The 6,745-nt window shown below is 41.2% G+C and carries 6 protein-coding genes and 1 pseudogene; all 7 read right to left on the bottom strand.

Going from position 1 to position 6,745, the window contains the following annotated elements; translation table 11 throughout:
• Positions 1 to 407: transposase (locus MHM93_RS19165; protein WP_239450206.1), on the bottom strand; the 407-nt coding region annotated here is incomplete at its 3' end.
• 164 nt (positions 408 to 571) lie between these two features.
• Positions 572 to 1,204, bottom strand: coding sequence for a type 1 glutamine amidotransferase (locus tag MHM93_RS19160; RefSeq protein WP_239450205.1), 633 nt, complete (start codon positions 1,202 to 1,204; stop codon positions 572 to 574).
• Positions 1,201 to 1,890 (bottom strand): hypothetical protein, encoded by a 690-nt coding sequence (locus MHM93_RS19155; protein ID WP_239450204.1) that lies wholly within the window; start codon positions 1,888 to 1,890, stop codon positions 1,201 to 1,203. Before MHM93_RS19155 ends, MHM93_RS19160 begins: the two co-directional genes overlap by 4 nt.
• 728 nt (positions 1,891 to 2,618) lie before the next feature.
• Positions 2,619 to 3,884: an ATP-binding protein gene (locus MHM93_RS19150; protein WP_239450203.1), complete on the bottom strand. Its 1,266-nt coding sequence runs from the start codon at positions 3,882 to 3,884 to the stop codon at positions 2,619 to 2,621.
• A 99-nt stretch (positions 3,885 to 3,983) separates the two neighbouring features.
• Positions 3,984 to 4,700, bottom strand: coding sequence for a response regulator transcription factor (locus MHM93_RS19145; RefSeq protein ID WP_239450202.1), 717 nt, complete (start codon positions 4,698 to 4,700; stop codon positions 3,984 to 3,986).
• A 112-nt stretch (positions 4,701 to 4,812) separates the two neighbouring features.
• Positions 4,813 to 5,865: a hypothetical protein gene (locus MHM93_RS19140; protein WP_239450201.1), complete on the bottom strand. Its 1,053-nt coding sequence runs from the start codon at positions 5,863 to 5,865 to the stop codon at positions 4,813 to 4,815.
• A gap of 497 nt (positions 5,866 to 6,362) precedes the next feature.
• Positions 6,363 to 6,745: pseudogene (locus tag MHM93_RS19135) on the bottom strand (transposase); the annotation flags it as partial.

Genomic DNA, 6,745 nt, shown 5'->3' with positions numbered 1-6,745 from the left:
TCAGACGGATGAACAACCATGTTCGCTCGCACCGGGTTCAGTTCAATATACCGACTGACCAAAAGCAAATATCGGTCGCTATCAACCAATGACGACTTAAAACGTCCTTCCCAAAGTGTTCCTGTCCGCCTATAAGTATTGTTCACGTAGCGGACATAGTAACGTCCTAACGATTGCATCAGTTGGCTGACGCCCGTTGCTGTAGTAGGTGTCATCAATAAATGAACGTGATTGGTCATCAACACAAAAGCGTGAACAGAGACGTCAAAGCGACGACTGTAATCTTTCACCTTGTCCAGGTATACGGTGTAATCCTGTTCCGTAAAGAAGGTGACTTGACGGTTATTTCCACGCTGAACAACATGTTGCGGAATATAGGGTAAGTTTAATCTCGGCCGACGCGCCATGGCATTTCCTCCTTGAAATAGCCAATTGCACTAAAAACTTAGCGCAACTCAGCAATTTCAACAACTCTGACCCCATGATTAACTCTGACCCCATGATTGATTGACCCCTTGATTGATCACGCTGCGGTGGAAAAACCAAAGTGACGGCAAAAAGCCTATCTTACTTATAAGGCAGCGCCTTGAAACCATGAGTCCAATTGGTTGAACCACCACTTCTGCAATGTCTGCTCTGCCTTCGAGTCCGTTTGGGTGAGTGGGCACTGCGCGCCAAACGCACTTTGCAATCTAGCGATTGCTTGATTATTCCATTCAGGGTGGAACTGGCAGGCAAGCACATGTTGATGATACCTAAACATTTGTACTTCGCAGCGTAATGAACTTGCCGCTAGCTCAGCACCATTAGGTAAGCTAGCTTGCTGTTCATGCCATTGCGGTACATCTAGCTGTTGCCCAGTGTGTAACGTAATTGGCATCCAACCGTTTTCACCCTCAGGCATCTGACTGACCTCAGCGCCTAAGCTAGTGGCAATTAACTGCGCCCCCAAACATATCCCAAGTGTTGGTTTACTCTGCTCGATAAAATGCGCTATGACTTGCAGCTCTTGCGCTAATCTCTGATTTGAGGGCGAAATATGCATCGGCCCGCCGAGAATAATAATGCCGCTGTAACTTTCAACGTTTTGAGGCAATGCCTGAGCATACTCAACTTCTTCCCAGTTAAGGTTATTTTTGATTAACCATTGCGCGATGCTGCCGAGACCTTCTGCTTCATGGTGTTTTAATACCAAGTATGTCATTTAAGGTCTCCCCGTTCTTCGTAGTAAATATTGACATCTTCAGGGTTAATTTCGAGTGCTTTAGCAAGATCAGCACTGTTTGTAAGCAAAGCTTTTTTCTCAATAGAGAACTTTTCTGGTAGTGCCTTGTTATTCAACACCCAGAAGATACGATCAACGTTGGGCCTGCCTTGTATTACTTGAGCGTAAAAGTGTGTATCAGCATTATCTGGAGTCAAACGCATATATACACTGCGCGGCACTACTTTTGATTCTAGCTGGTTACGCAACACCACCTCTTTGATAACTATGCCTTGGTTTTTGAAACCAAGCTTTCCACCTCGCTCAAAATGTCCTTGATAGAGGTCGCCATCAAACTGCCAAATACCATGTTCTCCCGCTTGCGCAAGCTGTGTTAAGTCAAACCTTTCAGGAGCAAGTGTCCAATACCCCCCTTGCTCAGCAAGTGCATCGTGCAAAGATTTTTGCGTTTGCTTATTCGTCAATTCGATTCTCATCACTAACTGCATATCATGCGGCGTATAGAACATAGGTAAATGTGATGCGTAAAGTGAATCACCATCAGAAAAAAGTAACATGCCGTGCATTCCATGGCGTACTTTTTCGTGCGCATGTATCGCGTTGTCGTTGGCCCAAGTTGTTAGGCTAAACAGGATCAAAAAAGCAAATGATAACAATGACCTCATTAGGTGTTCCTATGTTTTGCGTTAAGGCTTAGCAAGCCTTGGGGCTGATTTAAAAGTATAACCTTCGCCAAGCAAGTTGGCAGAGTGTATAGATTCAAAAAGGTAAGACGCTGAAAAAGCAGGTTCTGCAACAGTGCTCTAGTATTCCAAAGGGGATACGGATGTGTTGCTAGATGCTCTATACGGATAAGGCCTAGCAGCTTCGAAAACCAAAAATTCAAAAGTGAAGCACAGCGCTGTGCTTGGGGGATTAGCATGATTACCTCCACCGAAAATCAATTGGTGGGGCCGTCCCCGATGAGAGTGGAGCGGTAGGGTCGTCCCTACTTCCTTTAAGTGCCGTACATGATAATAAATGAACATTTATCACGCAATATGTTTATAAGCTTGTTACCCCTTTTTACTTGCGCGATATAACGTATCAATGTGAGGTACGTTGCGCTCCCAGCGCGGTACACTTTCACCTATAAAATGACGTACTGCATCAAGAAAAAGCCGAGTGCGTACAGGTAGATCACGATGGGGATAAATAGAATTTCAACAACTCTGACCCCTTGATTTTTGAATTTCAACAACTCTGACCCCTTGATTTTTGACCCCTTGATTGGCCGGGAGCATGAATTCTATAAATGAAATTACACGCTGTATTAGGAGAATATAGGCGTTATAAAGGATCTCAGAACGCTTATATAGCGCAAACCAATTAATAACAAGACTGGTGTGTAAGTTTATCTAGGCAAATATAAACTAAACTTAGCGCCGGTGTAATCACTATCTGATATTCGAATATCTCCTTTGTGTAGTTGCGCAATTTCTTTTACGATAGACAAGCCAAGGCCAAAACCAGTTTTGTTATTGGTTTTATTTGTTCGGTGGAAAGGTTCAAATATTTGATGTTTCTCGTGCTCTTTAATGCCTTGCCCATCATCTTCGATATTAATTAATACGCCGTCTTTTTGTTCGATTAAACTGACAATAATCTTTGAGTTACCGTACTTTTCGGCGTTGGTGATTAAGTTGCTTACCGCTCGAGTTATCAGAGTCACGTCAATGTCCATGCAGCAGGCGGTAACTGTTGAACTAAAATAGATAGTAGCTTTGCATTCGTTGGCAAATTTGTTACATAAGTTTTGTAGCAGAACATCGAGTGCTATGCGCTCTAAAGAAGGCTTTAGCTCTGCTCGCTCCATTTGAGCATAACTAAGAAGTTCGTCAACCATATCTTGTAAACAAAATATTTCTTGCTCAAGTCCTTCGGTATGTTCATTGTTTGCTATTTTCTGATTTAGGGTAAGTAATTCTAGATGCATTTGCATGCGAAACAATGGTGAGCGTAACTCATGCGCAATGGTACATGTTAATCGCTTATGGCTACTGAGTAATTGTTCTATTCTGTCGGCCATAATATTGACACAAACATTTAAACGGCCAACTTTCATCGATTTTTTTGTACTAGCTCTTGCTGCTAAATTACCTTCACTAATTTCGGTAAGTGTTTTCTCTATAGATGATAATTTATGGTGCAGCACAAAAAACCAAATGAAGCAGCATAGTGCAATAGACATGACTAAAATTGCTAAAATATAACCTTCAATTTTATCGGATATTTTGATCAACTCATGATCGTTATTTGTCGATATTCTATAGTAGTTGTGCTGGTCAAAAGCGGTGAAATAATCAAACTCTTCATCATCAACCCACACGTTAAATTGCTGTAGCTGATGCAGGATTTGTGGGGGGACCGCAACTTTGGCTATCGGTTCAATAATCAATTGATTACGTTCGGCAATCATATTAATAAACGATTTTCTCTCTGCTTCGCTAATATGTGGGTCTAAGGCTTCCAGCAGTGTTACTTCTGCTGAAATGTTATTAGCTTCAATGATATTATCCACATCAATAATTAAATAAGTATTGATAAGGTGAGCAAGTGTGATAAAACCATAAAGTGTGAACAGCAGTCCAAAGAATAAAGAAAAGAACAATCTAGTCATTATAATTACAGCCCAACCAGCATTAAGTATATGTTAGTGTATAATTGATAGTTTACGCTTATTTCTGCCAAACTTTGTATAGGTTTGTAAGAATATCCCTTACCAAAAATCAGGAACAAACATATACCCTTTGCCTCGTACCGTAATGATGCCTTGTGGGCGGCTGCTGTCATCGTTGAGCTTTTTACGAATTTGTGAAATTTTATTGTCAATGGAGCGATCAAAACCATCATACTCAATATTTCGTAACGATTTTAATAATTGATCACGACTTCTGGGTTGTTCACTGTGTTCCACTAAATGCCATAACAAGGAAAATTCAGCGGGTGTTAAAGGAACAAGCTCATCGTTGAGCTTACAACGCTGTAATGAATTATTAAGCCATAGGCAGCCAAAAGTTTTTTCTTTACCCGAGGTCGCTGTATCTGTGGGATGCTGCTGAGTAGATTCTTGTCGGCGTAGTAAGTTTTTCACTCTAGCTAACAATACTCTAGGTTGGATGGGTTTTTGGACAAAATCATCGGCGCCAATTTCTAAGGCGGCGACTTGATCCATATCATCACCACTGGCAGTTAGCATTAAAATAATGCCACTATATTGCTCTCTCACTTTCCGACAAATACTAAGTCCATCTTGATGAGGTAGCATTAAGTCCAATATCACTAACGAGGGAGCATGCGTGGTAATATGTTTGACAGCATGCTCACCTGAGGTAAGGGATTGCACATCAAAACCAAAATTTGAAAAGTAACTTTGTAGCAAAGATGCGAGTTTTTCATCATCTTCCACTAACAAAATGCTTTGAGCTGCTATCATATGGTTTGAGTTATTATTTTGGTGACCTTACCTTAAATATAACAGACAGTAAAAAAAGAGGCATTGAATAACATTGCCTCTTTACAATTTTAAACCTATATCTAACGATCTATTACATTATCAATAAGTACTTTTCTAACTCTGCCAGGGTCATTTGATGTATTGACTCAAAAGGTGCTGCGTTAAGTGTAAAAAAGTAAAACTCTGGCCCTAGGCTCTCTCCTAACATTTCACGAAAGTATGTTAACTGTGCACCGTGTAATGCGTCATTTTTATCGAGCTTACTGGCCTCTACCCCATCACTAGTAGCCCAAGAGTGCACTCCCACAAAAGCCCCATCTGTGTATATACGGTTAAAACCAGCTGCAAAAAGGTCTACACCACCTGAGGAAATTACTGAATTCTCTGCTACTTTTGTAGTTAATTGCGCATTGCGAATAAGTCGGCCTGTGTGCATGTTAATATCGTCATTAACAGAGCCAGGTACATGCTGTAATAATAAAGTATCGACCTCAGGGCGGTTGCTAATAACATCACTGATTTGAACATATGTTAATGTTCCAGCTTCGCCAGTGATAGTAGCTGTTGTTCCATCTACGTTTACCTGTGTGCTACCGGCTTGAGTAAGAGATTCATTAAGAACCATGCGTATTGGAAATGAGCCTTTGGTCAAGTGACTAAGTGTGCCTGAGTAAATAGCATTATCGTCATCGAATTCAATAGTGATGTCATTACCAACAAGGTAAGCATTTGTATCTGCAAAAGCTTCATCGACATTGTCTAATTCAGTTTCTAACACCAATAGTTCGCTAATAGGCTCTCCCTCTTTAAAGTTGAACCCAATAATAACAAAGCCTTTTTCATAGGTAGCATATATATGATTGTCTTTTCTTTTTTCTTCAAGAAATGATAAATCATAACTGACACCATCAATCTGTAGGTCTAGGGCGTCATATTGAAGTTTAAAATTCTCTACATATTCTGCAACATCACTTGGGTCTATGTGATGCACTGCTTCTGGCGTTGTTGGTGTCGTCGGTGTTTTAGTGGTTGGTGGGTTTACCGTTGCCGTCGGTGCAGGCGTGGTGCTGCTACCACTGCCACCACAGGCTGATAGGATAAATGCTAACGTTAAAGGTAATGCTAGTTTGTATGTTGTGTTCACGATGTACTCCGTTTGATTCAATGGAGCCTATTTTAAACAACGTTAAGAAATACAATATCGGTTAGGTGTCATGCAATTGTAAGTAAAGTCCTTACAATTGAATTTACTCTCTTAGAAACGCTGCCCTAAGTCCGTTAGTATCGGTGGTGGTTGAGCGTGCTAGTAGGCAATACTTAGCTATTGTGTTTAATTGTAATTTTCGGCATAGGTTCAATCATGAGCAATCCCAAATTAGGGGGATGACTACCTGAGTAATCAGGAATGCCCTATATTGTTCTAACTGACTTATCGCGACATTGGAGGTGAAAAAAACAACAACAGGAAAGAAATATGAAATTATTACAGAAATACTTCTTGCTAGCTGCATTAATAGCCACTTGCCTACCTTTACAGGCACAAAATGTCATTGGTTTCAAAGGGTCAGAGTTGTTGATTTTCAATTAGTCACTATCGGTTTCAAAGGGTCAAGGGTTTCAAAGGGTCAGGGTTTCAAAGGGTCAGAGTTGTTGATTTTTATCCCGAGCGTTAAATGATGCCGACTTCCTGTCTCCGCCATGCGTTTTTAACTCAATTGTATGCCCCAACTGCTGCTCAATCTGTTTCTTGAAACGCTCATCCCCCAGTACCCAGGTTCTTTGCAGGGCATCTCGGATCTGCGCGACGGAATAATCCGGCATCTGCGATTTAAACAAGGCTTGGTATGCCAGCTTTCGAGCTGATTTGTCTTTACCTAGAGAATGATAGACAGGATGTTCCGTAATCAGCCCTATTTGCTTGTCCAAAGCATTATGGCGATAACTGGACCAGGGGTATTCAGACGGATGAACAACCATGTTCGCTCGCACCGGGTTCAGTTCAATATACCGACTGACCAAAAGCA

Source organism: Pseudoalteromonas sp. MM17-2 (assembly GCF_022347945.1).
Lineage (GTDB): Bacteria > Pseudomonadota > Gammaproteobacteria > Enterobacterales > Alteromonadaceae > Pseudoalteromonas > Pseudoalteromonas ruthenica.
This window is presented reverse-complemented; position numbering and strand designations above follow the sequence as displayed.